The sequence below is a fragment of the Bradyrhizobium sp. IC3123 genome (assembly GCF_020193625.1).
In the GTDB taxonomy this organism is placed as follows: domain Bacteria; phylum Pseudomonadota; class Alphaproteobacteria; order Rhizobiales; family Xanthobacteraceae; genus Bradyrhizobium; species Bradyrhizobium yuanmingense.
In genome coordinates this window covers 533,067-555,882 of the sequence record NZ_JADYVF010000002.1, presented here as the reverse complement: position 1 = coordinate 555,882, position 22,816 = coordinate 533,067, and the positions used below count along the sequence as shown (strand labels likewise).

Here is a 22,816-nt window from a genome sequence, read left to right as displayed (position 1 = left end):
ACAGCCGCGCGCGGCTGTCACGATGTCTTTCCCCGTGGTTCAGCTGCGCATGTCCGCCGGCAGATCGACGCCGTGGAATTTCTTGTAGATGGCGTTGAGCTTGCCGTTCTTGACGTTGTCGGTGATCCAGGCGTTGAGCTTGTCCATCAGCGGCTGCTCACCCTTCTTCAGGCCGATCGCGAGGTCGAAGGTCGCCAGTGGAATCCGGGACTCGAACACGCGCGAGGGATTCTTCACGCCGATCTGGTTGATGATTGTCGCGGACGAGCCGACGCAGTCGACCTGGCCCGACACCGCCGCCGTCACCATGGTGGCATCGTCGTCATAGCGCGCGATCTTGAGGTCCTTGTCCTTCATGTTGGACAAGGTCGTGTCCTGCGTGGTGCCGCGCGAGACGCCGATCGACTTGTCCTTCAGGTCCGGCCAGTCCTTCACGGTCGACGATTTCAGGCAGCCGACGTCGGATTGCAGCGTCGCATAGCGCTTGGTGAAGTCGATCACCTTGGCACGCTCGGCCGTCACCGACAGGGTCGAGATGATGATGTCGGCCTTGCCGGTCAGGACGTTCGGGATGCGGGTCGCACCGGTGGTCTGGATGAATTCCAGCTCGAGGCCCCAATCCTTGGCGAGCATCTGCGCCACTTCGACATCGGAGCCCGTCGGCTTCATGGTGGAATCCATCATGCCCGAGGGCGGGATGGCGAGGTCGGTCGATATGCGGATCTTCTTCGCCTTCATGATGTCGTCGAGCAGATCGGCCGACGCGGGCGTTGCCGCCATCATGATGAGGCCGCACAACGCGGCGGCAGTCCCCAGCACCATTCTGTTGGTCATTCCTTGGTTCTCCTCTCCCTGTTATGATTTTAGGTTCCCCGTCCCCACGAATTGCGTGAGTTCGGGCGTGGTCGGCGACGTCAGGATCGAGGCAGGTCCGGTCTCGTGGACCTTGCCGCGATGCATGAACACGATCCGGTCGGCGATGCCCTTGGCGAAGCCCATTTCGTGGGTAACCATCACCATGGTCATGCCGTCAGCCGCGAGCTGTTCGATCACCTTCAGCACTTCGCCAGTGAGTTCGGGATCGAGCGCGGAGGTGACCTCGTCGAACAGCATCACCTTCGGCTGCATGGCGAGCGAGCGGGCGATTGCGGCGCGCTGCTGCTGGCCGCCCGAGAGCTGCTCGGGATAGGCGTGCAGCTTTTCATCCAGCCCGACCTGCGCCAGAACTTTTCGTGCGAGATCCTTGGCCTGCGACGTCGCCATGCCCTTCACCGCGCAGGGCGCGAGCGTGATGTTCTGCTCGATGGTGAGGTGCGGAAACAGATTGTAGCTCTGGAACACGATGCCGACGTCCTGGCGTAGCGCACGCAAGTTCACGTCGGGACGGTCGACGCGATGCCCGCAGACCACGATCTGGCCGCCGTCGACCTTCTCGAAGCGGTCGATGCAGCGCAGCGCCGTGCTCTTGCCGGAGCCGGAGCGGCCGATCAGGGCGAGCACCTCGCCACGTGCAACGGCAAAGGAGACGCCGTCGAGCACGCGGAGCGCGCCAAAGCTCTTCTGCACGTTGTGGAGCGACACGATCGGTTCGGAGGAGGGGGCGTTTTGCTGCATGTCAGGTTGGCGCGAGGTTGGACCTGCCACGACCCATCTGCCGTTCCAGCCTCTGGCTGAACAGCGACAGGGGATAGCACATGGCGAAGTAGGTGACGGCGATGATGGCGTAGATGGCGAACGGTTCGAACAGCGAATTGTTGACGATCTGGCCCGAGCGCATCAGCTCGACGAAGCCGACCACGGACGCGAGCGAGGTGTTCTTGATGATCTGCACCATGAAGCCGACGGTCGGCGGCGTCGCGATGCGGATCGCCTGCGGCAGGATCACCTTGACCATGCGCTGGGTGCGGCTCAGCGCCAGGCCTTCGGCGGCTTCCCATTGCGGCTTCGGCACAGACTGGATGCAGCCGCGCCAGATCTCGCCGAGATAGGCCGCGACGTAGAGCGTCAGCGAGGCACCGGCCGCGACCAGCGGCGAGACCTTCAGGCCGATCGCGGCAAGACCGAAATAGCCGAGGAACAGGATGACGAGCAGCGGCGTGCCCTGGATCAACTGGACATAGATCGCACTGGCGAGCCGCACCGATTTCAGCGGCGAGATGCGCGCCAGCGCGATCACGAAGCCGACGATGCCGCCGCCGATCAGCGCGATCAGCGACAGACCAATGGTCCACAGCGCGCCCTGGCCGAGGAACATCAGGTGATTGATGTTGAGATGTCCGCCCATGGTCATCTCACAACGGCGTGCCGAGCCGGCGCCGGCGCGGAAACAGGAGGAGGCCGAGGCCCCAGAAGCCGGCACGCATCACCAGCGACAGGATGACGTAGAGCACGGCGACGATGATGTAGGTCTCGAACGCGCGATAGGTGTCCGACTGGATGTAGTTGGCGACCGCGGTGAGCTCCTCGGCCGAGATCTGCGAGCAGACCGAGGAGGCCAGCATCAGGAGCACGAACTGGCTCGTGAGCGCAGGATAGACCTTCTCGACCGCCGGCAGCAGGATGATGTGCCAGTAGATCTGGAAGCGCGACAGCGCCAGCCCCTCGGCGGCCTCGATCTGCCCGCGCGGGATCGCCTCGAAGCCGGCCCGCATGATCTCAGCGGTATAGGCGCCGACATTGATGGTCAGCGCCGCCACCGCCACCGTGAAGGCGGAGTATTTCAGGCCGAGGCTGGCGAGGCCGAAATAGACCAGGAAGATCTGCACAAGCAGCGGGGTGTTGCGGATGGTCTCGACATAGACTTTGCAGGCACCTGCAATGAGCGAATTGTGCGCGCCGCGCCCGACCGCCGCGAGCGTGCCGAGCAAAGCGCCTAGCACGGTCGCGAAGAATGCCAACTCAAGCGTGAGGACGGCGCCGGCCAGAAAGCTCGGCCAACGCTCCAGCACTGCGGGAAAGTCGAGTTGGAGGCTCATCGTTCCAGGGTCAGCCGGTGGTCTGGTTGGTCATGCGGTCATAGACGCGGAACAGCGCCTGATTGCCGTTGCTGCCTTCGCCATGGGCGCGCGCATCGACATATTGGCTGGTGACGAGCGCGGTGCCGGGCAGGGGCACGTTCAGGGCCTGTGCGTGCTCCTGCACCAGGCGAAGGTCTTTGAGCTGCAGATCGATCCGGAAGCCCGCGGAGACGTCGCCGGCGATCATCGCGGGGCCGAGCTTGTCGAGCATCCAGGAAGCGGCGGAGCCGCCGAGCAGCACCCGGCGCAGCAGGTTGAGATCGAGGCCCGAAGCGCGGCCGAGCGCGAGCGCCTCGCAGATCGCCTGGATGTTGATGCCGCAGATCAGCTGATTGCAGAGCTTGACGGTCTGGCCGGCGCCGGATGCGCCGACATGGGTGATGGTCGTGCCCATCGCGCGGAAGAACGGCTCGGCCTTGGCGAACGTGTCCGCATCGCCGCCGGCCATGATCGAGAGCGCGGCGTTCCTGGCGCCCACCGGCCCGCCGGAGACCGGCGCGTCGATGAAGCCGACGCCTGTCTTCTGCAGGTCCGAATGGATGCGGCGGACGGCGACCGGCGAGATCGTGCTCATGTCGACGATCAGCTTGCCCGGCGGCGGGGAATTCAGCAGGCCCTGCTCGCCGTAGATCGTCGCCTCGACGTGCGGCGTGTCGGGCAGCATGGTGATGACGATATCGGTGCCTTGCGCGGCATCGGCAGGGCTTTTGGCACGCGTCGCGCCTTCCTTGACGCTGTCGGCCAGCGCGGCTTCGTTCAGATCGAAGACGCGGACCGCGTGGCCCGCCGCCTGCAGGTTGCGCACCATCTCCCGCCCCATCGTGCCGATGCCGATGAAGCCGACCTTGCCCTTGTCGTTCCGTCCCATGTCGTCAGTCCGTTTCTTGTTTAATTGGCGTCTTGATTGAAGGGCTGTGCGCGATCAGCCCGAGGCACTGGTCTTGTCGATGTCGCCGACGACGGCGCGTCTGCGGTATTCGTCGCCGATGGCGAAATGCTTGCGCAGCGTCGCATCCGCGCGCTCGGGATCGCGCGCAATGAGGGCTTCGAAGATGCGGCGGTGATCGTCGACAAGGTAGGTCTTCATCGACGGGAAGGCCTGCACCAGCTCGCGGCGGCTGCGATGCGAATGTGTCAACAGGCCCGCCATGGAGGCGTGCAGCACGCTCAGCGTCTCCGAATGTGAGGCGACGACGATCGCGCGGTGGAAGTCGAAATCCGCCATGCCGCCGGCATCGGCTTCGTCGATGGTCTCGCCGATCTTCGTCAGCGCGCGCTGCAGCCGTTCGAAATCGGCGATGTTGGCGCGCTCGCAGGCGAGCCGGATCGCCTGGCATTCGATCGCGACACGCGCCTGCATGACGTCCTCGAGCATGTCGGCCTGCTGGGCGAGGGCGAAGGTGAAGAAGTCGTTCAGCACCGAGACATCTGGCCGCGTCACGACGGTGCCGATGCGGTCGCGGATCTCGACGATCCCGAGGACGGTGAGGGCGCGCAGCGCCTCCCGGACGATTGGCCGGCTGACGCCGAGCAGGGTGGCGAGCTCGCGCTCCGAAATCAGGCGGTCGCCCGGCCTGAGCGAGCCGGTAAGCAGGCGCTCGCGCAGGAAGGCAAATACCTTCTCGAACCCCTTTTCGCCGTCGGCGGCTCGCTTGAACTCCATCCCCGTCTCTTGGTCTGATCGTGGTCAGACCAGTATGCTTACCAGGCCGCGGAGGTCAAGAGGCTTCCCTCCGAGTGATCAGCGGGGCGAACTCGATCGCGGGGCACCGCAATGATGAGGCTTCATGGCGCCGCCGTCGGCTCGCTTTGCATCTTCGTCTGACGGCTCAGCCTTGAACGTTCCGACCGGCTCTCCTCGCGTGCTCCTGATGTTCGACGGACGCAAGGAGCTCCAGTTGGCTCGCCAGAGCGAGATAGGCGTTGGAAACGCTCAGAAGCACATTGGCGAGGCGCTTCGCCGATGTGGCATCATTCGCGCGCGCTCGATATTGCTCCGCAAGCTTGCGACAATCGTCGGGTTTGAGCATTCAGCCCCCAAAGAGAGCTGAACACCGCGTCGCGGTCCGGGTTCCTAATCGCGAGGCCCACTCTAGCTATACAGAGCGTCGGTTGCGGCACACGCTCCGAGTTGCCATCATCCGTGCAAACCGCGATCATGGTGCAGTGACCCTCACGTCTCTCAAAAGCAACGTCCGACTCCTTTACGAGGGCGCAACGCCGGACGGCGTGCGCTTCCGTTATGCGCTGCTCATCTTCGATATCGTGACGGTGCTGTTCATTATTGCGACCTCGTTCCTGCCGCCCAGTGACATCGTCGAGACGCTCGACGTCCTGTTCGGCGTTATTCTGCTGGCCGACTTCTCCGCCCGGCTCCTGGTCGATCGGCATCCGTTTCAAAAATTCACCCAGCTCGCGACCTGGGCTGACATGGTCGCGATCGTATCCTTCCTGGCGCCGCTTGCCGGCGAGGCGGGCGGTTTTCTCCGGATCCTGCGAACGCTGGGGCTGCTTCGCGACTACCAGATGCTGGTGAGGCTGCGCATCGATTCCCCGTTCTTTCGTCGCAACGAAGAGGTCATCTTCGCCGTCACGAACCTCGCCGTTTTCATCTTCGTCATGACCGGGATCGTGTACGAGACCCAGAAGTTTCGCAACGACGAGATCCGGAACTATGCCGATGCCCTGTATTTCACCGTCACGGCGCTGACGACGACCGGCTTCGGCGACATCACGCTGGCGGGTACGTTCGGTCGTCTGATCACCGTCGTGATCATGATTTTCGGCGTGACGCTGTTCTTCAATCTCGCCCGCGCGCTCCTCAGTCCCCACAAGGTGCGGTTTCCATGCCCGACGTGCGGGCTCCAGAGGCACGATGCCGACGCGGTGCATTGCAAGGCTTGCGGCACCGTCCTCAACATTCCCGATGAAGGGGCGATCTGAAGAGCCCTCGGCGCCACGTGGACGCCTTCGATGGTGACATCATGCCAGTGTTTTGCCCGACGGATCAACTTTGATTTCGGTTTACCCGTAAGTCATTGAGCGGACTGGGGCCAGCTACTGTGCATGGGGTTGTTTCTCAGGTTTTATCGGGCGGCCCGCTGCTGACTGCGTTTGGGTCACCGCAATACCACCCACGCCGGCGCGTGATCGCTGGCGCCGTCCTCGCCGCGGATCTTCTTGTCGACGCCGGCTTTGGCGAGGCGCGGGGCGAGGGCAGGGCTGAGCAGGAGATGGTCGAGCCGCAGGCCCGCATCGCGCGGCCAGCGGTTCCGCTTGTAGTCCCAGAACGTGTAGATGCGCTCGTCCGGATGCAGCTCGCGGATCGCGTCGCACCAGCCTTGCTCGACCAGCGCGGCAAAGGCTGCGCGGCTCTTCGGCTGGATCAGCGCATCCTTGTCCCATGAGCGCGTCGGATAGATGTCGATCTCGGTGGGCGCAACATTGTAGTCGCCGGCGAGCACCACCGGCAGGTCCTGCTTGATGAAGGTGTTGGCGTGGCGCCGCAGCCGCGCGAACCAGTCGAGCTTGTAGTCGAATTTCGGTCCCGGCTGCGGATTGCCGTTGGGCAGATAAATGCTGGTGACGATGACGCCACGCACGGCGGCCTCGATGTAGCGCGCTTCGAGATCGGCAGGCTTTCCCGGCAAACGGTCGCGCGTCAGCACGGGCTCGGCATTGCGGGCGAGGATGGCGACGCCGTTCCAGGTCTTTTGTCCACGCCACACCGCGCCATAGCCGGCCCTTTCGATGGCGGCTGCCGGAAATTCGCCATCACTTGCCTTCAACTCCTGGAGCGCGACGACATCGGGCCTCGCCATTCGCAGCCATGCCAACAGATTGGGCAGGCGGCGGTTGATGTTGTTGATGTTGAATGTCGCGATCTTCATCTAGAGCTACCGGCTCTGCCTTTCGTCCCCGGAGATACAATGTCCAAGTTGAGCTTTGCCGCTACCGCCTTCATCGTCGCGTTCTCCGGGGCCACGGCACAGTCAGCCGAAACGCGCGGCGCGTGCAAGGCGGACTACGACAAATTCTGCGCCGGCATCGCGCCGGGCGGCGGCATCGTCGCCTGCCTCAACGCCAAGCGCGACCAGCTCACCGCCACCTGCAAGACGGCGCTGGACAGCCGGAAGAAGAAGTAGGTGCGGGTGGTTTAACTCGGCAGCGGCGGCAACGCCGACGGCTGTTCGATCGACGGTGGGGAAGGCGGCTGCCCGGCGTTCGAGACGGGCTCCGGCTTCGTCAGCGGCTCCTCGACATTGCCACCCTTGTAGACGCGGGCATAGCGGCGGCCGAGGCTGGTCAGCACCTCATAGCCGATCGTGCCGAAATGGTGCGCGAGCTCGTCGACGGTGATGCCTTCGCCGAGCAGCGTCACCATGTGGCCGCGCCGCACCGCGTTCGGCGGCAGATCGGTGATGTCGATCGCGATCAGGTCCATGGAGATGCGGCCCGCGACAGGGCAGCGCTTGCCCGCCACGATGACATCGGCGCCGCGGGTGCCGTCATTGGAGCTGGCGGCGCGGAAATAGCCGTCGGCATAGCCGACCGCGATGATCGCCAGTTTCGTCGGCCGCCGCGCGGTCCAGGTGCCGCCATAGCCGACGGTCTCGCCGCGCTCGATGCTGCGGATCTGCACGATGCGCGCCTTGAGGTCGACGACCTGCTGCATGGGATTGTCGGCCTCCGGCGTCGGGTTGACGCCGTAGAGCGCAGCTCCCGGGCGCACCAGGTCGAACTGGAAGGGCGCGCCGAGGAAGATGCCGGAGGAGTTGGCGAGCGCCGCCGGCACGCCTGTGAACTCACTGGCGATGCTGCGGAAGGTCGCGAGCTGTCTGGCATTGATCGGGCTGTTGAGCTGCTCGGCCGAGACCAGATGGCTCATCACCAGCGTGATGCCGTGATCGCCGGCGTTGATGCGGGGGATGATGGCCTGCGCCTCCGACAGCGTCAGCCCGAGCCGGTTCATGCCGGTGTCGATGTGAACAGCGGCGCCCCCGTTCCAGCCGGTGCGGCGGCAGAACACGTCCCATTCGGCGAGCTCGTTGAGATCGCCGATCACCGGACGGCAATTGATCTTGGCGTAGTGCTCGCCGGTGTTCTGGAAATAGCCGCCGAGCACGTAGATCGTGGGCTCCGGAACGGCGGCGCGCACCTTGCGCGCTTCCTCGATGGTGGCGACGAAGAAGGTCTTGCAACCGGCCTTGCTCAGGGCGCGCGACACCTGCTCGGCGCCGCAGCCATAGGCGTCGGCCTTGATCACCGCCGAACATTCGGCCGGCACCGCGGTCTTCTCGAGCTTGCGCCAATTGGCGATGATCGCATCGAGATCGACGGTCAGCACGCCGCCGAAGGCGGCGAGCGCGGCAGCCTGGTTGGCCTCCGGGGAGAGTGGGCCGGATTGCGGGATTGATTTCGGGGCGGACGCCATTGTCATGGCGTCGTTTTACGCAAGAGACCGGCCCCGTTCAACCCGGGGAACAATCTAGTAGTCGCTGCGGTCCGGCAGCTGGCCGTCATGCGCGAGGTCGCCGAAGCGCGTGACCGAGGCATCGAAGTGCAGCTCGACGGTGCCGGTCGGACCGTGGCGCTGCTTGCCGATGATGACTTCGGCGCGCCCCACGGTACGTTCCATGTCGGCCTGCCATTTGGCATGCTCTTCGGTGCCGGGGCGCGGCTCCTTCATGGCGAGGTAATATTCCTCGCGGAACACGAACAGCACGACGTCGGCGTCCTGCTCGATCGAGCCGGATTCGCGCAAGTCCGACAGCTGCGGCCGCTTGTCGTCGCGCGATTCCACCTGACGCGAGAGCTGCGACAGCGCGATCACGGGAACGTTGAGCTCCTTGGCCAGCGCCTTCAGGCTGGTCGTGATCTCCGTGATTTCCTGCACGCGACTGTCGCTGGCGCGCTTGCCCGAGCCCGAGAGCAGCTGGATGTAGTCGATCACCAGGAGATCGAGGCCCTTCTGGCGCTTGAGTCGGCGCGCGCGCGCCATCAGCTGCGCGATGGAGAGGCCGCCGGTGGCGTCGACGTAGAACGGCAGCGACTGCAGCTCGATCGAGACCTGCCGGATCTTCTCGAAATCGGCTTCCGTGATGCCGCCGCGGCGGATGTGGGAGGAGGGAATGCCGGTGCGCTCGGCCACGATACGCGTGGCGAGCTGGTCGGCCGACATTTCGCAGGAGAAGAAGCCGATCACGCCGCCATTGGCGGCCTTCATGGTGCCGTCGGCCTGAAGCTCCGGCACGTAGGCCTGCGCGACGTTGTAGGCGATGTTGGTCGCCAGCGACGTCTTGCCCATGCCGGGGCGTCCCGCGACGATGATGAGGTCGGAATGCTGCAGGCCGCCCATCTTGGTGTCGAGGTCGCGCAGGCCCGTCGAAATGCCCGACAGCTTGCCGTCGCGCTGGAATGCCTTGGCCGCGAGATCGACCGCGACCGTGAGCGCCTGCGAGAATTTCTGGAAGCCGCCGTCATAGCGGCCGGACTCGGCGAGCTCGTACAGCTTGCGCTCGGCGTCCTCGATCTGCGCCCGCGGTTGGAAGTCGACCGGGGCGTCATAGGCGACGTTGACCATGTCCTCGCCGATGCCGATCAGGTCGCGGCGCAACGACAGATCGTAGATGGTGCGGCCATAGTCCTGGGCGTTGATGATGGTGGTGGCTTCGGCCGCAAGCCGCGCCAGGTATTGTCCGATGGTCATGCCGCCGACATCGGTATCGGCCGGTAGGAACGTCTTCAGCGTGACCGGGGTGGCGATCTTGCCCATCCGGATCAGGCTGCCGGCGGTCTCGAAGATGGTCTGGTGCAGCGGCTCGAAGAAGTGCTTGGCCTCCAGGAAGTCGGAGACGCGGTAGAAGGCGTCGTTGTTGACCAGGATTGCGCCCAGAAGGCTCTGTTCCGCCTCGATATTGTGCGGTGCGCTCCGATAGGCGGGAGTTCCGGCATCGGGCGCGAGTTTGAGAACGTTCGAATCAGTCAGTGCCATGGTCGGACGTGCTTAGCAATTTTCTTGGGCGGATGCGGGGCCGGGATAAAGCGCCGCCGCAGGTCAAAGCGGAAGCAAAAGCTGACCGCTATCAACCGCTCAGTTAAAATGGTGGATGATTAGCAGTCGCAGCACGCGCCGCGCTTGACTGGATTTTGGCGGAACTCGCTCGGCGCAGAGGGCTGTGATCGCGCGGCGGAAAAATCCTGATACCCGTGAACCCTGGGGGCTGACGCGCAGACCTATCGAGAGGCGCGCGAAATGACGCACGCTGACCGATTCGGCTCGGCTTCAGACCAGCAGGAGGTAGACCAGCGCAACCAGAGCCGCCCCAACGCCGGTGACGATCAGGGCGTAGTCGGTGCGGAGGTCGTCCTGCACGTCGAATGAGGTTTGGGTCTCTTTGCTCATGGCGACGGTCTAAGCCAGGGCCGACCAGACTTCTGTGAAGCAGATCACATCTCCCCGGATTCTTTCGGGTGTCATGTCGGAACAGGCGGATGGGCAGGGGATTATCTCATTCCCCGCCAACAGGGATACGAGGCGAGCGATGCAGCCAGAACGGCAGCACCAGAACTGGCGAAGCGAGGCAGGCAGCCGGCTTTGGCTGTCGGGGCTGATCGCGGCTATGAAGCACGCGGAGCGGCCCGAGGTACGTCGCCAGCCGGTCGCCCCCGAAATCCTGCTGGAATTGCGGGCGCAATTGGCGTTAACGGCGTCTTTCCGGACGTCCGGGATTTCGACCCTGCGTCACTAGGATCCGGACCTATTCACCAGCCAGCTTGAGCTTCGGCATGGCCGCGCCCTCCCGGGCCCGCAGCCGGGCTTCTTCCTGCGGGATATAGTCGCGGGTCATCGGCACCACGCCCTGGCGACGGGTGATCTGGATCTGGAAGTTCATCATGGCTTGCTTGCGGAACGTCATCTCGCAGGCCGCGAGGTAAAATTCCCACATCAAGGCGAAGCGCTCGTCGTAGAGCTGCACGGCTTCCTCGCGCCGCGCCATGAACCGCTCGCGCCAGGCCTTCAGCGTCTCGGCGTAGTGCAGGCGCAGAATCTCGATGTCGCAGACCAGCAGGCCCGCGCGCTCGATCGCCGGCAGCACCTCCGAGAGCGCGGGAATGTAGCCGCCGGGGAAGATGTATTTGGCGATCCACGGATTGGTCGAATCCGGGCCCTGCGAACGGCCGATCGAATGCAGCAGCATGACGCCGTCTTCCTTCAGCAGCTCGGCGCAGCGCTGGAAGTAGGCGTCGTAGAACCTCGCCCCGACATGCTCGAACATGCCGACGGAGACGATGCGGTCGAACGTACCTTCGACGTCGCGATAATCCTGGAGCTGGAATCTGGCCGAGCCCGTCAGGCCCTTTTCGGCGGCGCGCGCATTGGCGACATCCAGCTGCTCGGTCGACAGCGTGATGCCGGTGACGTCGGCGCTCGCGATCTCGGCGAGATAGAGCCCGAGGCCACCCCAGCCGGAGCCGATGTCGAGCACGCGCTGGCCATTGCTGACGAGAAGCTTCGCCGCGATGTGCCGCTTCTTGGCAAGCTGCGCGTCGTCCAGCGACATCTCGGGCGTCTCGAAATAGGCGCAGCTATATTGCTTGTCGGCATCGAGAAACAGCGAATAGAGCCGGCCGTCGAGATCGTAATGATGAGCGACGTTTTGACGGGAGCGCGGGCGGGGATTGAACTGCTTGAGGTGCCGCGTCAGGTAGCGCAGGTGCCACCACGGCTTTGCCCACTGCGGCAATGGGTCGGGTTGATCGAGCAGGATCGCGAGGGCATCAGCTATGGTGCCGCGCTCGACCACGAACTCGCCGTTCATGTAGGCCTCGCCCAGCCCCAGCTCGGGATTGACGAGGACCCTCCGCTCGGAGTCCGCAGTGACGAAGCGGACTGCGACCGGCTCGCCGGAGCCGTCGCCGACGGTGAACTTCGACCCGCTCGCGCTGGTCACCGTCAACGACCCGCGGCGGATGAATTGGGACAGAAATCGACGCAACAAACGGTCCATCGGCAATCCTCTCGAGCGAACCCGAAAGATGCGACTACCCGGCCTTTATAACTGACGCCCAGGCGCCGCAGCGGTTCCTATGCGTTTGCATTCAAATCTAGCGAGCCGGTTCCGGCTGCGCTATTGCACTGTGTTCAAAGTAGATATTCGAAAACCGCTTAATCACATCCTTGCGCGCGGACCTGCTTCCATTCGCGGCTCAATCGGTTAAAAGGTGACCGCCGCCGCGCCGGATGCCGGCTGCATTTGCGGAAATTCAACGGAGATGATGGGAATGTCGAGCCGAGCGCTCAGCCTCGCGACGGTGTTGCTTCTGATTGGCTTCGGTGCGGCTAATTCCGTTCTTGCGCAGGCGACGAACCTCGAGGCTGGCAAGACCCCGTCGCAGCTGTTCTCGCAGACCTGCAATGTCTGCCACAAGAGCCCGCGCGGGCTGCTGAAGTCCGTGTCGCCCGGCTCGCTGCCGGGATTCCTGCGCCAGCACTACACGACGAGTTCGGATATGGCGGGCGTCCTCTCCGCCTATCTGATCTCGAACGGTGCCACCGACACGCGCTATCAGGCCAAGGACGCCAAGAAGGACGGCGCCGCGCCTGAACAACAGGGTCGACGCCAGCGCGCGCAGGATGCCGCGAGGCCGGAGGGCGAGGGCGCTGCTCCTGCCGCCGAGGGTACGCGCCAGAAGCGTGCGGCTCGGCCGGCCGAGGAGGGTGCCAAGCCGGAGGGAGAGGCTGCGCCCGAGGCACGCAAAGGCAAGCGGCGCGCCAAGCCCGGCACGGAGGAAGCCCCGAAGGTCGATGCCGCGGCGCCGACGACCGACGACAAGAAGACCGAGCCGAAGCCGGAGCCCGTCAAGCCTGACAGCGCCAAGGTCGAGCCGCGCAGCGAGACGCCGGCGCTGCGGCCCGATCCGGTCCCGCAGGTGACGCCCGCCGCTCCAGCCGCCGCCAAGCCCGCTGAGCCGGCCGCGCCCAAGCCGGTGGAAGAGGCTGCTCCGAAACCTGCCGAGCCGGCCCCCGCGGCCAAGCCGCAGGAACAGGCGCCGCCCGCGACCGCTGCAGCCCCGCCGCCGCCGGCGCCGCCTGCGTCCTCCGGTCCGCCGGTGCCGCCGATCTCGCGCTAAGTCACCCGGATCTTTCGATCGACGATGCGAAGGCCGCGCCCATCCGCGGCCTTCGCATCGACTTGACCGCCATTAGAGTAGTGCTCTAGAGTATTGCTCTAGGAGGCGCCCATGGCGGCGAGCGTACGAGACGATCTGTTGGCGGCCGGCCTTGCCGTGTTCGACCGCGTCGGCTTCGAAGCCGCGACGGTGGCTGCGATCCGCACCCGCGCGCGGGCTTCCAACGGCAGCTTCTTCCACGTCTTCGGTTCGAAGAAAGAACTTGCCGGTGCGTTGTTTCTGGAGGTCTTGCGGCACTATCACGCCGCGATACTGGCCGCGCTCGATCCCGGCCCCGACGCCGAGCGGGGCATCGATCGCCTGATCCGGGCGCATCTCGACTGGGTCGTCACCAGCCGGCGCGAGGCGCGCTACCTCTTCGAGATCTCGCGCAGCGAGTGGGGCGAAGACGTGCGCGACGCCCAGCGGGCGCAGAATGCGCGGCTTGCCGAAGGCATTGAGCGCTGGCGCGCGCCGCTGGTGGCAAGCGGCGAACTTCTGCCGATGACGCCGGTGATGTTCGTCAGCCAGCTGATCGGTCCGGCGCAGATCTTCTGCCGCGCCTTCCTGTCGGGTCGCGAGCGAACCGATCCGCGCATCGAGGCGGACACGCTGATCGCCTGCGCCAATCGTGCGCTGAGGCCGTTCGATCGCATCAACAAGCAATAAGGGGAGATCGCATGCGGGCCGAAGCTGATCCGGAATTTGCGCCGATTGCCGAGCGCATCCACGCCAATATCGGCCGGCAGGGTTTCATGAACCTGGTCGGCGCCGAGCTCTCCGAATTGTCGCGCGGCACCTGCACCATCGCCGTGGAGCGCCGGCCGGAGCTGTTACAGCAGCACGGCTTCTTCCATGGCGGCGTCACCGCCTTCCTGGTCGACAACGCCACCACGATCGCAGCCGCCACGTCGCGCGGCCAGCCGGCGCTGACGGCGGAATACAAGCTCAATCTGTTGTCGCCCGCGGTCGGCGAGAAGCTGATCTGCCGCGCCCGGGTGATCAAGCCGGGCCGCCAGGTCGCGGTGGTCGCCGCCGACGTGTTCTGCGTCAGCGACGGCGTCGAGAAGCATACGGCCACCGCGCTGGCCTCGATCGCGATGCTGAGCGAGGACATCGCTGCCAAAACGAAAAGCCCGGCCGCGTGAGGCAGCCGGGCTTTGATCGGGATCGTCATCCGGGTCTGGTCTTGCGGACCGTCCCGGAATGACGAGTTGAGCTGCTTACTTCTCTTCCGCAGCCGGCGCCGGCGCGACCTCGTCGTGCTGGGCTTCCGGATCGAAGAACTCGCCGGCGGCGGCGATCGCCTCGGCGGCCGCATCGCGATCCTCATTGCGGGTCGAGATGTCCTCGCCGCGGTTGATGCGCTCGGCCTCGTCCTGGCTGCGGGCAACCGTGACGGTGATCTCGACCTCGACTTCGGGATGAACGGCAACGGTGATCGAGTGCTTGCCGATGGTCTTGATCGGCGCGTCGAGCTGGATCTGCGGACGGGCGAGCGAAACGCCGTCGGCTTCGAACGCGAGCACGATGTCACGCACGTTGACCGAGCCGAACAGCTGGCCGGCTTCCGAGGCCTGGCGGATCACGATGATGTTCTTGCCCTCGATCTTCTCGGCGACCTTGGACGCCTCGGCCTTCGAGGCGAGGTTGCGCGCTTCGAGCTCGGCCTTCATGCCGTCATACTTGGCCCGGTTGTCGGCGGTGGCGCGCAGCGCCTTGCCGCGCTTGAGCAGGAAATTGCGAGCGTAGCCGTCGCGAACCTTCACGACTTCGCCCATCTGGCCGAGCTTGTTGACGCGTTCCAGCAAAATGACTTCCATATTCGTTCTCCTTTTGAAGTGCTCTCGAAGGTTTCAGTTTCGGGGTTGAACTCAAGGTGTAGGCAGTGGCGGCGGCTGCCGGCTGCGCAGGAAGCGTTCGCGCAAGCCAAACAAGGCATCCGCAAGCCCAAGGATCACCATCGCGACCACGGGCCATCCGAACACGACCACGGCGGCGTAGGTCGAGCCGAGCCAGAACGTGCGGCCGTTCAGCGCGAGCGTCAGCGTATGCAATACGGCGAAACCGGCCAGCGCATAACTCATCATCAGCGCGGCGGTGGCGATCTGCGCCACGATGCCAAGCAGCCCCCCGGTGAAGCAGAAGGCGAGGGAGATGCACAGCACCACCAGCGTCATCTGCGGCAGCTCGGTGGTCTTGAGGTCCGGCCAGGGACGGCGCAGCCGGCCCGACGTCGCGGTCACCTTGGCGCTGAGCCAGAGGTTGAGAGTGAGCGTCATCGTCGCGGCAATCGTGGCGGCGGCGGGTGCGATGCGCACCAGCGCGTCGACGAACTGGCTGGCTTCGCCCGAAGTTTGCGGGTCGGTGGCGCGCAGGAGGCGCGTCAGGCCACGGCGCAACGTGCCGGTGATGGTCTCCGCGTCGGTCCCGAGAGTGAGCAAAGCGGCCATCGTGGTCAGCGTCGCGAAGCCTGCAATCCAGAGCAGGATGCGGCCGACCGGGTACCACTCGACCTCCGGCTCCGCGGAGGGCGCTGTGCCGGTGGCAGACGCGGCGCTTCCCACCTGACGTCCGAGCAGGACGAGATGGCCGAGCCACCACGCCGGCAACGCGACGGTGACGGCGAAGGCGATGCAGTAGGGCAGGCCGAACAGGGCGCCGAGGCCGATCGCGGCGGCGATGCCACCAATGCTCGCGCAAAGCGGGCCCCAGCCGATCGCGGCGACCATCAGGGGGAGCGGAGCGAGATAGAACAGGACGAGCGCGATCAGCGCCCCCGAGATGATCGAGGCGAACATCAGGGCCGACGCAGCGCCGGCGATCAGGGCTATCAGTCCAAAGGCCATCATCAGCTGTCCCGCTCCCTTCGAGCGGTTAGAGGCGTCGCTTGCCCCAACCATCGGCGACCGGACGACCCGGAAGCCTTATGAGTTCGAAAAGTCGCGACCGGCGGCGCTAGCGTCCGCCGGTCGAATTGGTCGTATCAGCGAATGACGTAGGGCAGGAGGCCCAGGAAGCGCGCGCGCTTGATGGCGCGGGCGAGCTCACGCTGCTTCTTCGCGGACACCGCGGTGATGCGGCTCGGCACGATCTTGCCGCGCTCGGAGACGTAACGCATCAGCAGCTTGGAGTCCTTGTAGTCGATCTTCGGAGCATTGGCGCCCGTGAACGGGCAGCTCTTGCGACGACGGAAAAACGGACGACGTGCACCAGCTTCAGCCATTGGTCTTACTCCCCATCCGTGGTTTCAGCTTCGTCGCGCGGACGGCGCGGACCGCGATCGCCGCGGAAACCGCCCTCGCGGTCGCCACGGAAGCCGCCTTCACGCTCGCCGCGGAAGCCGCCGCCGCGATCGTCACGCTCGCGATCACGATCGGCCTTGCGCATCATCGCGGACGGGCCTTCCTCGAGCTCCTCGACGCGGACGCTGAGATAGCGGATCACGTCCTCGCTGATGCGCTCCTGGCGCTCGATCTCGGCGATCGCCGCGGACGGCGCGTCGATGTTGAGCAGCACGAAGTGCGCCTTGCGGTTCTTGTTCATCCGGTAGGTGAGGGAGCGCACGCCCCAATTCTCGGTCTTGGTGATCTTGCCGCCGAGACCTTCGACGATACCGGTCATCTGCGCAGTCAGCTCTTCGACCTGCTGCGGGCTCGCGTCCTGACGCGCGAGAAAAACATGCTCGTAAAGAGGCATGGTCGTCCTTTCCTCATGTTGGCGCATCGCCCGGCGTCAAACCCTTAAGAGGCCTTCGGAAAGGACTCTGGGATCAAGCTCAGAAGGCGGAAACACGGGACGACGGGCCGACTGGCCCTGCCACACCAAAATCACGAATGATTTGCTGAGACCGTCCGTTCAGCTCCCGGCCGGGGTCTGCGGATGGGCGCCTTATACGGATTTTGGCCGGCTTTGCAAGGTGGAGGGGCATCTTCGAGCCGAGCCGGTCCGCCCTCCAACGGGAACAAGAACCCCATCCTCCATACCAAGATTTGGCTTGATCTGTTTGTTTGTATAACATACAAATAAATCAGCGAAGAGGATCCCATGGCAGAAGCGTCGGCCGATGCGCCGCTCGAAGCGGCAGGCGACCCCAAGCACACTGCGCGCGCGACGCGCTCGGCCGGCCGCAAGATGCGGTCACTGCTCCTGGATGCTGCGAGCCCGCTGTTTCGGGAGCGGGGGCTGTCAGGCACGTCGATTACCGACATCGCGGCCGCCGCGGACGCGTTCCCGAGCCAGATCACCTATTACTTCCGCACCAAGGAGGCGCTGTTTGTCGAATGCGCCTGCCGCGATCTGTTGTATCTGGCACGGGCCACCGAGCAGGCGGCGCTCAAGGCGCGGACGCCCGGGGAATACACCCACGCGCTGGCCGAGACCGTGACGGCGAGCGATTCGGTCGCCTTCTTCGCCGAGGCGCTGACGCTGACGCGGCGTCGCCAGGATCTCGCGCCACTGGTGGAGCGCACCATCGAGCGCCTGCACAGCGAGGGTGCGCGCGCTTATGCGGGGCAGGTCGCGCGGCACGGCTGGCGCTCGCTGCGCGCGCCCGACGAAAGCTCGCGGCGGTTCTGGGCCGTCGCCATCGGCGTCATTCTCGAGGGCTACGCGATGGGCCGCTCGCCCGAGGCGCTCTGCGCCGAGATGCTGCGCGTGCTGGGCGAGCAGGCGAAATCTACTGAAGACACCGCCCGCCTGCGTCTCGTCGAGGCGCGCGAGGCATCCGACAATTCGAATGGAAAGGGTTAGGCCATGACCACGCTTCGCATGCGTGCCCGCGATTTCCTGACCGACGATCAATTGGCCGAGGTGCGCCAGCGCGCGACGTGGAAAGGCGCTGCGCTGATCGCGCACGCCTGGACGCTAATCATTGCAGCCATCGCGCTGGTCGCGTGGCGGCCCAATCCGCTCACCTATATCTTCGCCGTCGCCATCATCGGCTCGCGCCAGCTCGGCCTTGCGATCCTGATGCATGACGGCGCACATGGCTGCCTGTCCGCCGACGAGAAAACCAATCTGACGCTGAGCCAGTGGTTCTGCGCCTATCCGCTGTTTGCGGAGACGCGCAGCTACCGGCGCTATCACCTTCAGCACCATGCGCGCACCCAGCAGGAGGACGACCCCGACCTCGTGCTGTCGGCGCCGTTTCCGATCACCAAGTTGAGCTATCGCCGCAAGTTCATCCGCGACATCACCGGGCAGACCGGCTACCAGCAGCGCAAGGCGCAGTTGCTCAACGCGCTCGGGCCAAAGGACTGGTCATGGCGGCAACGTGCAGCGCATTTCTGGGAGATGCTCGGCCCGCAATGTGTGGTCAACGGGATCATGTTTGCCGCGCTCGCCGCGGCCGGCGTGTGGTGGGCCTATCCGCTGCTCTGGCTGGTGCCGCTCTTGACGTGGATGATGGTCATCACCCGCATCCGCAATATCGCCGAGCACGCCGTCGTCCCCGATAGTAGCGACCCCTTGCGCAACACGCGCACGACGCATGCCAATTTTCTCGAGCGCCTGTTCATCGCGCCGTATTACGTGAACTATCACCTCGAGCATCATCTGTTGTTCTACGTGCCCTGCTACAATCTGCCGAAGGTGCACCGGCTGCTGAGTGCGAGCCGGTACGCCGATCGCATGGAAGTGCAGCCGAACTACGCTTCGGTGCTGCGGCTGGCCACGGCAAAGCCGAACCGCGAGGATCGGCCGGGGCAACTGGTGAACAGTGCGCGCCGAGCGCGGGCAGGAGCGGACGTCGATGCCAACCAGACCGCCGGCGGGTTTTGAGGGGCTTATTCCCCGTTGAATGCTGCTCCAAGTTCCCGTCTCGGCTTGACAGTGCGGCCCCGGACGGTGTCTACGGCCCCCTTTGGAGCATGATCCGGAACCATGGCCCAAGGAACCACGGCCTAAGGCCGGGCGTAAATCGGCTGCCGGTTCGGAACAGGGATCATGCCTGACAGCAGGGAGCGCCGATGACGGCTGCATTCACATTTCCTGGGCAGGGTTCCCAGGCTGTCGGCATGGGCAAGGCCCTGGCCGACGCCTTTCCGGTGGCGCGCGCCGTATTCGACGAGGTCGATGCCGCGCTCGGGGAGAAGCTGACGGCCATCATCTGGGAAGGTCCGGCCGAAACTCTCCAACTCACCGAGAACGCCCAGCCGGCGCTGATGGCCGTGTCTATCGCGACCTTGCGCGTGCTCGAGGCCGAGGCTGGTTTTTCCGTGGGACGAGACGCGGCCTTCGTCGCCGGCCACTCGCTCGGTGAATATTCGGCGCTGGCGGCGGCCGGCAGCCTGACGGTTTCGGATACCGCGCGTCTGCTTCGCACCCGCGGTCTCGCAATGCAAAAGGCGGTCCCGGTCGGCGCCGGCGCGATGGCCGCGCTGCTCGGTCTCGACTACGAGGCCGCCATGGAGGTCGCGGGCGAGGCGGCGCAGGGGCAGGTCTGCCAGGCCGCCAACGACAATGGCGGCGGCCAGGTCGTCGTCTCCGGCGACAAGGCTGCGGTCGATCGCGCCGTCGAGATCGCCAAGGCCAAGGGCGCCAAGCGCGCGATGCTGCTGCCGGTGTCCGCCCCGTTCCATTGCAAGTTGATGCAGCCGGCTGCGGATGCCATGGCGGAGGCGCTGTCGAAGGTTACGATCAAGGCGCCGGCCGCCCCGCTGGTGTCGAACGTGCTGGCGAGCGCCATCACCGATCCCGACGAGATCCGCCGCCGCCTGGTCGAGCAGGTCACCGGCACGGTGCGCTGGCGCGAGTCGGTGGCTTACATGGCCGGGCAGGGCGTCACCCGCTTCTTCGAGATCGGCGCCGGCAAGGTGCTGACCGGTCTCGTCAAGCGTATCGCGGACGGTGCCGTCGGCATTGCGGTCGGCGGCCCGAACGATATTGCCGCCGCCAAGGATGCATTGGCCGCTGCGAAGCAGGCTTAAAGGAGTCCATCAATGTTCGATCTGACTGGCCGAAAGGCGCTCGTCACCGGCGCGACCGGCGGCATTGGCGGCGCGATCGCGCAGGCGCTGCACGCGCAGGGCGCCACCGTCGCCATTTCAGGGACGCGCAAGGAGGTGCTGGACGAGCTTGCCGGCAAGCTCGGCGAGCGCGCCCACGTGCTGCCCTGCAATCTCTCCAAGGCCGATGAGGTCGAGGCGCTGGTGCCCGCTGCGGAAGCGGCGATGGGCCAGGTCGACATTCTCATCGCCAATGCCGGCATCACGCGCGACAATCTCTTCGTGCAGCTTCGCGACGAGGACTGGGACGAGGTTATCAACGTCAATCTGACCGCGACCTTCCGCCTGGCGCGCGCCGCGACCAAGCTGATGATGCGCAAGCGCTTCGGCCGCATCGTCGCCATCACCTCGGTGGTCGGCGTCACCGGCAATCCCGGGCAGGGCAATTATACGGCGTCGAAAGCCGGCCTGATCGGCATGATCAAGACGTTAGGGGCCGAATACGCCAAGCGTGGCGTGACCGCGAACTGCATCGCGCCGGGCTTCATCAAGACGCCGATGACCGATGCGCTCAACGACAAGCAGCGCGAAACGATTCTCACCAAGGTTCCGGCCGCCCGCCTGGGGACGCCCGAGGACATCGCAGCGGCCGCCGTCTATCTGAGCTCGAACGAAGCAGCCTACGTCACCGGGCAGACCATCCACGTCAACGGCGGCATGGCCATGATCTGACATCTCGTGCCGCGTCGCCTGTCACGGCGGTGCGGCATGCGGCAAACGGCCGTTTCCGGAGCGAAATGAGGCTTGTAGTCAAGGCAATTGAAGTATGATAACCGGACCTCCAACGGATGGGCAAAGAACGCCATTGCAGGTTTTTGAAACCCTGTATATTGGCGATGCGGAGCCTTTGGCCGTCGTTCGCCGGGGCCTCCATCGGTTAGGATGGGCCAAATCAAAGTTCGTAAGCGAAGGCAGTCAAACGACCACGACGGCTCGTATCGTCCCGGGGGGTCGGGTCTACAGGGAACAACACGAGGTTAAGCAATGAGTGACATTGGCGAGCGGGTTAAGAAGATCGTGGTCGAACACCTTGGTGTTGAACCCGAGAAGGTTGTCGACAACGCGAGCTTCATCGACGACCTCGGCGCCGACAGTCTGGATACCGTCGAGCTGGTGATGGCGTTCGAAGAGGAATTCGGTTGCGAGATTCCGGACGACGCTGCGGAAACGATTCTCACCGTCGGCGACGCTACGAAGTTTCTCGAGAAGAACGCGAAGAGCTAAGGCTCTTCAATTTCGCGGGGACAACATTGAAACCGGACGGGCCGCTTCGCAGCGGTCAGCCGGTTTCTTGTTATTGGCCGTGATTCTTTCGATGCGGAGTTTTCGGATATGAGGCGGGTTGTCGTCACGGGTCTCGGCATGGTCTCGCCACTCGGCTGTGGCGTCGAGCCGACCTGGAAGCGCATCCTCAACGGCGAAAGCGGTGCGCGCAGGATCGAGAGCTTCGATGTCTCCGATCTGCAGACCAAGATCGCCTGCACGGTCGTGCGCGGCGACGGCTCGAACGACAGCTTCAATCCGGACAAGTGGATGGAGCCGAAGGACCAGCGCAAGGTCGACGACTTCATCATCTTCGGCATGGCCGCGGCCGGTCAGGCGCTCGACGACGCCAACTGGCATCCCGAGACCGAAGAGGACAAATGCGCGACCGGCACCATGATCGGCTCCGGCATCGGCGGCCTCAACGGCATCGCCGATACCGCGATCCTGCTGAAGGAGCGCGGGCCGCGCCGGGTGTCGCCGTTCTTCATTCCCGGCCGCTTGATCAATCTCGCCTCCGGCTACGTCTCGATCGCGCACGGGCTGAAGGGGCCGAACCATTCGGTGGTCACGGCATGCTCGACCGGCGCGCATGCGGTTGGCGATGCCGCCCGCCTGATCGCGCTGGGCGATGCCGACGTGATGGTCGCGGGCGGCGCCGAGTCGCCGATCAGCCGCATCGGCATTGCCGGCTTCAACGCCGCGCGCGCGCTGTCGACCGGTTTCAACGAGACTCCCGAAAAGGCCTCGCGTCCCTACGATAAAGACCGCGACGGCTTCGTGATGGGCGAGGGCGCCGGCGTCCTCGTGCTGGAGGAGCTGGAGCACGCCAGGCGGCGCGGCGCGAAGATCTATGCCGAGGTGATCGGCTATGGTCTGTCGGGTGATGCCTATCACATCACCTCGCCGTCGCCCGACGGCGATGGCGGTTTCCGCAGCATGTCGGCCGCGCTCAAGCGTGCCGGGTTGACGCCGTCCGATCTCGATTACATCAATGCGCACGGGACCTCGACGCCGCTCGGCGACGAGATCGAGCTCGGCGCGGTCGAGCGTCTGCTCGGCAACGCCGCCTCCAAGGTCGCGATGTCCTCGACCAAGTCGTCGACCGGCCATCTGCTCGGCGCGGCCGGTGCGATCGAAGCGATTTTCGCGATTCTGGCGATTCGCGATAATGTCGTGCCGCCGACGATCAATCTCGACAATCCGTCGGTCGAGACCGCGATCGATCTCGTGCCGCACAAGTCGAAGCAGCGTGAGGTCAACGTCGCGTTGTCGAACTCTTTTGGTTTTGGCGGTACCAATGCGTCGGTGATCGTCCGGCGCCTAGTCAGTTAGTTTGTGTTTGAGACGAATCCA

The 22,816-nt window shown here is 65.0% G+C and carries 25 protein-coding genes and 1 pseudogene; 12 read left to right on the top strand and 14 right to left on the bottom strand.

Annotated elements, in window-relative coordinates:
* Nucleotides 1-39: 39 nt before the first annotated feature.
* The 6 genes and pseudogenes from I6F20_RS08160 to I6F20_RS08135 form a co-directional block, all read right to left on the bottom strand.
* A complete protein-coding gene (locus I6F20_RS08160; protein ID WP_036000770.1) occupies nt 40-834 on the bottom strand; it encodes a transporter substrate-binding domain-containing protein in 795 nt (264 codons plus the stop codon).
* Nucleotides 835-855: 21 nt separating this feature from the next.
* On the bottom strand, nt 856-1,614 hold the full coding sequence (locus I6F20_RS08155) for an amino acid ABC transporter ATP-binding protein (protein ID WP_036000768.1): 759 nt from the start codon (nt 1,612-1,614) through the stop codon (nt 856-858).
* Between the two features lies 1 nt (nt 1,615).
* Nucleotides 1,616-2,284 (bottom strand): amino acid ABC transporter permease, encoded by a 669-nt coding sequence (locus I6F20_RS08150; RefSeq protein ID WP_036000865.1) that lies wholly within the window; start codon nt 2,282-2,284, stop codon nt 1,616-1,618.
* A gap of 7 nt (nt 2,285-2,291) precedes the next feature.
* Nucleotides 2,292-2,975, bottom strand: coding sequence for an amino acid ABC transporter permease (locus I6F20_RS08145; protein WP_225125704.1), 684 nt, complete (start codon nt 2,973-2,975; stop codon nt 2,292-2,294).
* Nucleotides 2,976-2,985: 10 nt separating this feature from the next.
* A pseudogene (locus I6F20_RS08140) lies at nt 2,986-3,891 on the bottom strand (NAD(P)-dependent oxidoreductase); the annotation flags it as partial.
* A 48-nt stretch (nt 3,892-3,939) separates the two neighbouring features.
* Nucleotides 3,940-4,680: a FadR/GntR family transcriptional regulator gene (locus I6F20_RS08135; protein ID WP_036000760.1), complete on the bottom strand. Its 741-nt coding sequence runs from the start codon at nt 4,678-4,680 to the stop codon at nt 3,940-3,942.
* Nucleotides 4,681-5,183: 503 nt separating this feature from the next.
* Between I6F20_RS08135 and I6F20_RS08130 the strand changes: the two genes are divergently transcribed.
* Entirely contained in the window at nt 5,184-5,960 is a 777-nt protein-coding gene (locus I6F20_RS08130; RefSeq protein WP_036000861.1) for a potassium channel family protein, read from the top strand.
* Nucleotides 5,961-6,136: 176 nt separating this feature from the next.
* Here the strand turns inward: I6F20_RS08130 and I6F20_RS08125 are convergent, their stop codons facing one another.
* Nucleotides 6,137-6,907, bottom strand: a complete 771-nt coding sequence (locus tag I6F20_RS08125; RefSeq protein ID WP_036000754.1) for an exodeoxyribonuclease III — start codon at nt 6,905-6,907, stop codon at nt 6,137-6,139.
* A 39-nt stretch (nt 6,908-6,946) separates the two neighbouring features.
* Here I6F20_RS08125 and I6F20_RS08120 point away from each other — a divergent pair, with 39 nt between their 5' ends.
* Nucleotides 6,947-7,162: a cysteine rich repeat-containing protein gene (locus I6F20_RS08120; protein WP_036000751.1), complete on the top strand. Its 216-nt coding sequence runs from the start codon at nt 6,947-6,949 to the stop codon at nt 7,160-7,162.
* A gap of 11 nt (nt 7,163-7,173) precedes the next feature.
* Here I6F20_RS08120 and alr read toward each other — a convergent pair whose 3' ends face one another.
* Both alr and I6F20_RS08110 read right to left on the bottom strand, forming a co-directional pair.
* Complete coding sequence (gene alr / locus I6F20_RS08115; protein ID WP_225126012.1) at nt 7,174-8,451, bottom strand: alanine racemase; 1,278 nt, start codon at nt 8,449-8,451, stop codon at nt 7,174-7,176.
* Between the two features lie 54 nt (nt 8,452-8,505).
* Nucleotides 8,506-10,011 (bottom strand): replicative DNA helicase, encoded by a 1,506-nt coding sequence (locus tag I6F20_RS08110; RefSeq protein WP_036000744.1) that lies wholly within the window; start codon nt 10,009-10,011, stop codon nt 8,506-8,508.
* A gap of 445 nt (nt 10,012-10,456) precedes the next feature.
* Between I6F20_RS08110 and I6F20_RS08105 the strand changes: the two genes are divergently transcribed.
* Nucleotides 10,457-10,768: a hypothetical protein gene (locus I6F20_RS08105; RefSeq protein ID WP_225125702.1), complete on the top strand. Its 312-nt coding sequence runs from the start codon at nt 10,457-10,459 to the stop codon at nt 10,766-10,768.
* Nucleotides 10,769-10,777: 9 nt separating this feature from the next.
* Here the strand turns inward: I6F20_RS08105 and I6F20_RS08100 are convergent, their stop codons facing one another.
* Entirely contained in the window at nt 10,778-12,028 is a 1,251-nt protein-coding gene (locus I6F20_RS08100) for a cyclopropane fatty acid synthase (protein ID WP_225125701.1), read from the bottom strand.
* Between the two features lie 274 nt (nt 12,029-12,302).
* Between I6F20_RS08100 and I6F20_RS08095 the strand changes: the two genes are divergently transcribed.
* From I6F20_RS08095 to I6F20_RS08085, 3 genes are all read left to right on the top strand, one after another.
* On the top strand, nt 12,303-13,151 hold the full coding sequence (locus I6F20_RS08095) for a hypothetical protein (RefSeq protein WP_225125700.1): 849 nt from the start codon (nt 12,303-12,305) through the stop codon (nt 13,149-13,151).
* 111 nt (nt 13,152-13,262) lie between these two features.
* Nucleotides 13,263-13,859: a TetR/AcrR family transcriptional regulator gene (locus tag I6F20_RS08090; protein ID WP_225125699.1), complete on the top strand. Its 597-nt coding sequence runs from the start codon at nt 13,263-13,265 to the stop codon at nt 13,857-13,859.
* 11 nt (nt 13,860-13,870) lie between these two features.
* Nucleotides 13,871-14,338, top strand: a complete 468-nt coding sequence (locus I6F20_RS08085) for a PaaI family thioesterase (RefSeq protein WP_225125698.1) — start codon at nt 13,871-13,873, stop codon at nt 14,336-14,338.
* Nucleotides 14,339-14,413: 75 nt separating this feature from the next.
* On the opposite strand, the gene rplI is transcribed toward I6F20_RS08085, so the two are convergent.
* The 4 genes from rplI to rpsF form a co-directional block, all read right to left on the bottom strand.
* Nucleotides 14,414-15,013 carry a 50S ribosomal protein L9 gene (rplI, locus tag I6F20_RS08080; RefSeq protein ID WP_036000730.1) on the bottom strand — a complete coding sequence of 200 codons (600 nt, stop codon included), beginning with the start codon at nt 15,011-15,013 and terminating at the stop codon, nt 14,414-14,416.
* Between the two features lie 51 nt (nt 15,014-15,064).
* A complete protein-coding gene (locus tag I6F20_RS08075; RefSeq protein ID WP_057028958.1) occupies nt 15,065-16,042 on the bottom strand; it encodes a DUF2232 domain-containing protein in 978 nt (325 codons plus the stop codon).
* A 134-nt stretch (nt 16,043-16,176) separates the two neighbouring features.
* Complete coding sequence (gene rpsR, locus I6F20_RS08070) at nt 16,177-16,416, bottom strand: 30S ribosomal protein S18 (protein WP_007592020.1); 240 nt, start codon at nt 16,414-16,416, stop codon at nt 16,177-16,179.
* 5 nt (nt 16,417-16,421) lie between these two features.
* Nucleotides 16,422-16,889: a 30S ribosomal protein S6 gene (gene rpsF, locus I6F20_RS08065; RefSeq protein ID WP_025035823.1), complete on the bottom strand. Its 468-nt coding sequence runs from the start codon at nt 16,887-16,889 to the stop codon at nt 16,422-16,424.
* A gap of 348 nt (nt 16,890-17,237) precedes the next feature.
* On the opposite strand from rpsF, the gene I6F20_RS08060 reads away from it, so the two are divergent.
* The 6 genes from I6F20_RS08060 to fabF all read left to right on the top strand — a co-directional run bounded on the left by I6F20_RS08060 (nt 17,238) and on the right by fabF (nt 22,795).
* Nucleotides 17,238-17,942, top strand: coding sequence for a TetR/AcrR family transcriptional regulator C-terminal domain-containing protein (locus tag I6F20_RS08060; protein ID WP_225125697.1), 705 nt, complete (start codon nt 17,238-17,240; stop codon nt 17,940-17,942).
* Between the two features lie 3 nt (nt 17,943-17,945).
* Complete coding sequence (locus tag I6F20_RS08055) at nt 17,946-18,971, top strand: fatty acid desaturase family protein (RefSeq protein WP_225125696.1); 1,026 nt, start codon at nt 17,946-17,948, stop codon at nt 18,969-18,971.
* A 188-nt stretch (nt 18,972-19,159) separates the two neighbouring features.
* Nucleotides 19,160-20,119, top strand: a complete 960-nt coding sequence (fabD, locus tag I6F20_RS08050) for an ACP S-malonyltransferase (protein WP_109144010.1) — start codon at nt 19,160-19,162, stop codon at nt 20,117-20,119.
* 12 nt (nt 20,120-20,131) lie between these two features.
* A complete protein-coding gene (fabG, locus tag I6F20_RS08045; RefSeq protein WP_025035827.1) occupies nt 20,132-20,869 on the top strand; it encodes a 3-oxoacyl-[acyl-carrier-protein] reductase in 738 nt (245 codons plus the stop codon).
* A 312-nt stretch (nt 20,870-21,181) separates the two neighbouring features.
* Nucleotides 21,182-21,421 (top strand): acyl carrier protein, encoded by a 240-nt coding sequence (locus tag I6F20_RS08040; protein WP_008551805.1) that lies wholly within the window; start codon nt 21,182-21,184, stop codon nt 21,419-21,421.
* A gap of 108 nt (nt 21,422-21,529) precedes the next feature.
* On the top strand, nt 21,530-22,795 hold the full coding sequence (gene fabF, locus I6F20_RS08035; RefSeq protein WP_109144009.1) for a beta-ketoacyl-ACP synthase II: 1,266 nt from the start codon (nt 21,530-21,532) through the stop codon (nt 22,793-22,795).
* Nucleotides 22,796-22,816: the final 21 nt, after the last annotated feature.

What these genes read in the sequence shown, in the direction of transcription:
- I6F20_RS08160 (WP_036000770.1), bottom strand. Translation starts at nt 834, where the DNA reads ATGACCAACAGAATGGTGCTGGGGACTGCCGCCGCGTTGTGCGGCCTC.
- I6F20_RS08155 (WP_036000768.1), bottom strand. Translation starts at nt 1,614, where the DNA reads ATGCAGCAAAACGCCCCCTCCTCCGAACCGATCGTGTCGCTCCACAAC.
- I6F20_RS08150 (WP_036000865.1), bottom strand. Translation starts at nt 2,284, where the DNA reads ATGGGCGGACATCTCAACATCAATCACCTGATGTTCCTCGGCCAGGGC.
- I6F20_RS08145 (WP_225125704.1), bottom strand. Translation starts at nt 2,975, where the DNA reads ATGAGCCTCCAACTCGACTTTCCCGCAGTGCTGGAGCGTTGGCCGAGC.
- I6F20_RS08135 (WP_036000760.1), bottom strand. Translation starts at nt 4,680, where the DNA reads ATGGAGTTCAAGCGAGCCGCCGACGGCGAAAAGGGGTTCGAGAAGGTA.
- I6F20_RS08125 (WP_036000754.1), bottom strand. Translation starts at nt 6,907, where the DNA reads ATGAAGATCGCGACATTCAACATCAACAACATCAACCGCCGCCTGCCC.
- I6F20_RS08120 (WP_036000751.1), top strand. Translation starts at nt 6,947, where the DNA reads ATGTCCAAGTTGAGCTTTGCCGCTACCGCCTTCATCGTCGCGTTCTCC.
- alr (WP_225126012.1), bottom strand. Translation starts at nt 8,451, where the DNA reads ATGGCGTCCGCCCCGAAATCAATCCCGCAATCCGGCCCACTCTCCCCG.
- I6F20_RS08110 (WP_036000744.1), bottom strand. Translation starts at nt 10,011, where the DNA reads ATGGCACTGACTGATTCGAACGTTCTCAAACTCGCGCCCGATGCCGGA.
- I6F20_RS08100 (WP_225125701.1), bottom strand. Translation starts at nt 12,028, where the DNA reads ATGGACCGTTTGTTGCGTCGATTTCTGTCCCAATTCATCCGCCGCGGG.
- I6F20_RS08095 (WP_225125700.1), top strand. Translation starts at nt 12,303, where the DNA reads ATGTCGAGCCGAGCGCTCAGCCTCGCGACGGTGTTGCTTCTGATTGGC.
- I6F20_RS08090 (WP_225125699.1), top strand. Translation starts at nt 13,263, where the DNA reads ATGGCGGCGAGCGTACGAGACGATCTGTTGGCGGCCGGCCTTGCCGTG.
- I6F20_RS08085 (WP_225125698.1), top strand. Translation starts at nt 13,871, where the DNA reads ATGCGGGCCGAAGCTGATCCGGAATTTGCGCCGATTGCCGAGCGCATC.
- rplI (WP_036000730.1), bottom strand. Translation starts at nt 15,013, where the DNA reads ATGGAAGTCATTTTGCTGGAACGCGTCAACAAGCTCGGCCAGATGGGC.
- I6F20_RS08075 (WP_057028958.1), bottom strand. Translation starts at nt 16,042, where the DNA reads ATGATGGCCTTTGGACTGATAGCCCTGATCGCCGGCGCTGCGTCGGCC.
- rpsR (WP_007592020.1), bottom strand. Translation starts at nt 16,416, where the DNA reads ATGGCTGAAGCTGGTGCACGTCGTCCGTTTTTCCGTCGTCGCAAGAGC.
- rpsF (WP_025035823.1), bottom strand. Translation starts at nt 16,889, where the DNA reads ATGCCTCTTTACGAGCATGTTTTTCTCGCGCGTCAGGACGCGAGCCCG.
- I6F20_RS08060 (WP_225125697.1), top strand. Translation starts at nt 17,238, where the DNA reads ATGGCAGAAGCGTCGGCCGATGCGCCGCTCGAAGCGGCAGGCGACCCC.
- I6F20_RS08055 (WP_225125696.1), top strand. Translation starts at nt 17,946, where the DNA reads ATGACCACGCTTCGCATGCGTGCCCGCGATTTCCTGACCGACGATCAA.
- fabD (WP_109144010.1), top strand. Translation starts at nt 19,160, where the DNA reads ATGACGGCTGCATTCACATTTCCTGGGCAGGGTTCCCAGGCTGTCGGC.
- fabG (WP_025035827.1), top strand. Translation starts at nt 20,132, where the DNA reads ATGTTCGATCTGACTGGCCGAAAGGCGCTCGTCACCGGCGCGACCGGC.
- I6F20_RS08040 (WP_008551805.1), top strand. Translation starts at nt 21,182, where the DNA reads ATGAGTGACATTGGCGAGCGGGTTAAGAAGATCGTGGTCGAACACCTT.
- fabF (WP_109144009.1), top strand. Translation starts at nt 21,530, where the DNA reads ATGAGGCGGGTTGTCGTCACGGGTCTCGGCATGGTCTCGCCACTCGGC.